Raw genomic sequence first — 2,955 nt, forward strand, 5'->3', positions numbered from 1 at the left:
AGGGAATAGACCTTTCCCAGTTCATGCAAACTGAACAGCAACTTGCCGCTATCAGTAAAGACAAAAAAACCGTAAGAAACTTCAGAGATACCGAATTTGTAAAAATGGGGTTTTCTGATTTGTACTTCTTAAAGAACGGTCAAGAATAATGGTGGGCCGATAGGGTTCGAACATCTGACTTCGGAGCGCAAAACCATCACTTAAATTTTCAGGGTCTACCTTCAACCAACCCATGAAAAGCCTCAATCGCCCTATCAAAGCTTTCATCGTTGTCGAAATAAAGCTGACTTAGCCGGCTCTTCTTTATTTTGTAGGTAGCGCTGGCAAAGGCTAGCGCTTCTCTAAAGCTGCTAAATTCTTCATCGAATACTTTGAACACGTCGCGCTGTGGTTTTGCCACCCGCGTTGTGCTGCCATTTATTTCATAGTCGAACCCAGCAAATTGAAGTCGTGACAGTGTTTCTTTACCTAGTCCCATACCGCCTTTTAGGCTTATTTGAAACGCCGCATCCATTTCTGCTATTTCTTTTTTGGTGCTTTAAAGCATAAGTGCTTTCAGTCTTTCTGCTTTGCTAATAAGTGTTTCAATACCTATTAGCAAAGAGATTCGTTTTCTATATAAGGGTTTAAAATATAAGTTATGGAATTGAAGCGATACCGAGCTTTTGCTGTGTCGTAGGGGATAAGTCTTGCCACTAGAGCCGCATAGCGGCTCAGATGCTTTTACTTGAAGTTCTGTAAACAAGTGTACTTAGTCTTTTTTATTCTCTACAACACCTGACCAATATGCCTGTTTAGGATGATGCCGTTTTGTTGGATAAGCAAGACTTAGCCTCTCTGAGGCCACTAAAGGGTTTAGGTAATTTTTCCGCAATGTGTCTGGCTTCATTTCAAGTAAATTTGCTAAGTCATTCAGGCTGATTAATTTACCTTCGCAGAGTTTAATTATGGCTTCTTCGACTTTTTCTCTTCCTAATTTTCTAGTATTTCCTTTTACAGGAGCAGCTATTTTCTCAAGCTCTTTCCATTTACTCTCATTAGCCAGAAGTACAGAACTTAGCTCCGGACTTAACTCCGGACTTAACTCCGGACTTAACTCCGGATGTTTTTCTGACAAGCTCTTAGGCTTGGTTACTTGTAAGTTTTCGGCTAAAAATTGCCCTAGAGCATTATCTGGCGTTGGAACCTCTACATCAGGACGATGATATACTTTCCCTTTATGTTCTCCTGTCGAACAAATTACTTTTATTCTCTCCAACTTAACTAATGCAAGTGTCACTTCTCTTGTGTGCGCTGATATTTGAGTGCAAAGCTGATGATGAGTAAGATAAAAGTCAGAATAAATTGTAATAGCTATTGTTCTTTCTAGTTCAGTCAAATTTGTGAACTTGTCACCAAAAACACTAGTGAGCTCCCTTACAATTTTTTGAGGGTATAGATCAATCATTCTCAATTCTAACAATGTTTGATCATATGGATTAGTTGCTTCATGCAACAGTGGTACTTTCCAATGCTGACTTTTCCAACCATCTAAGATATTGGGCAATCCAGAGCCAGCTTGCTCTCCAAATTTGACGTACCTAAACATTTGCGCAAGCAATCGATTTCTACAATCAGGCTCCCCACCTTGCAATGCCACTTCAATAGGTACACGCATTAGACCTGGGTTTCTAAACCCAAACATGTCGGGCCGCTTCACAACCAAAATAGATGCTCTTCCAGTATAATCAGCGTGAATTATAGTGTTAGCAAGAGCTTCTCGAAGAGCAATGTGAACAGGAGTATCTTCCTGCCTCAAACCTTCTTTTAGTTCAAAAGGAACTTTCAAATCTTCAATAAGCTTTCTATATACTTTTCTCGAAAAGTCATACAAATTGCCAGACCAAGTTCCATCCAATGTTAGCCTATCAACCCACCTTTTCTCAGTCTTTGCTTCTGGACGTTCCTGATAATCTAAAAGGTAATAGGGAAACTTTTCCTGTATCACAGGATGAGTTCCAAACATAAGAAGCCCTGCGACCGTCATGCCCTCTTCACCAGTTTCTCTGTTTACCCTCCAGCCACCAATCATTTTCAGAAAGCGTTGGTTATCATACTCGTTCCAAGGATGAGCGGGATTTAAATTAGCATAAGTTTGCCGATATATACGTAAAGACTCAAAATCAATATCTTCCATGCCGTAAAACGGCAATATCTCACTATCTCGAGAGTCTTCTACTTGCTCCGCAAGCATTCTCTTTACCTGCTCAAGCTGTAGCCGCTGATCGGATTCGTTAGCTCTAACATAGGTATAACCGATGGGGTTGCCATTTAAATAGATAGGTCTTTCTTGACGAGTGGCTCGCCTCACGTAAATAACTAATAGCTTCTTACCATCAATATTGACTTCTTTTACATCATTGTTCGAAATTATATTGAGACTAACTTTGTTCCTATTGTTGCCTACGTTAAATAAATCCGTGCGAACTTGCTCTATATTCTCAATCCCAGAAATAGAGAATCTTCCCTTTTTTTCCTTAAGCCCAAGTATGATCGTACCGCCATCAGTATTAGCGAAGGCGCTGTAACTTTCCCACATATCATTTGGCAATGCGCCCTTTCCATCTTTTCCGTTGGCTAGTTTACATTCAACTTCAGAGGATTCGCGCAGGATTGAAATATCTTCCAATGATTTTATTTCAAAAAAGTTCATAATTCTTTGTCATATCAACGCTATTAAGACAAGAACATTATCACGATTAGCCAAAGAGTAGAAAAAACAAAAGCTGGTCAAAGTTGCTACATATTTCAAAAAAAGAGATTTTTAAAATAACAGAATTGGGTCGTAGCCCTTAAAAATAGAACACTCGGCGCAATTCGAACACGCGATCTCGCGCTATGAATTTGCCACCCGCTTTTTTTAATACGGTAATTATTGGCGCTAATTGAGTTTATAATAGCGGTTATACAGTTTTC

Annotated in this window: 2 protein-coding genes and 1 pseudogene; 1 reads left to right on the forward strand and 2 read right to left on the reverse strand. The window is 39.6% G+C overall.

Annotated features, from left to right (window positions below; genetic code table 11):
- Positions 1-5 precede the first annotated feature (5 nt).
- Positions 6-149, forward strand: coding sequence for a DUF2960 family protein (locus GVO62_RS06765; protein WP_268891122.1), 144 nt, complete (start codon positions 6-8; stop codon positions 147-149).
- A gap of 59 nt (positions 150-208) precedes the next feature.
- Here the strand turns inward: GVO62_RS06765 and GVO62_RS06770 are convergent.
- Together GVO62_RS06770 and GVO62_RS06775 are read right to left on the reverse strand one after the other, a co-directional pair.
- A pseudogene (locus GVO62_RS06770) lies at positions 209-529 on the reverse strand (hypothetical protein); the annotation flags it as partial.
- A 222-nt stretch (positions 530-751) separates the two neighbouring features.
- Positions 752-2,692 carry an RNA-binding domain-containing protein gene (locus GVO62_RS06775; RefSeq protein WP_159118307.1) on the reverse strand — a complete coding sequence of 647 codons (1,941 nt, stop codon included), beginning with the start codon at positions 2,690-2,692 and terminating at the stop codon, positions 752-754.
- Positions 2,693-2,955: the final 263 nt, after the last annotated feature.

The organism is Alteromonas sp. KUL150, from assembly GCF_009811475.1.
In the GTDB taxonomy this organism is placed as follows: domain Bacteria; phylum Pseudomonadota; class Gammaproteobacteria; order Enterobacterales; family Alteromonadaceae; genus Alteromonas; species Alteromonas gracilis.

What these genes read in the sequence shown, in the direction of transcription:
- GVO62_RS06775 (WP_159118307.1), bottom strand. Translation starts at nt 2,692, where the DNA reads ATGAACTTTTTTGAAATAAAATCATTGGAAGATATTTCAATCCTGCGC.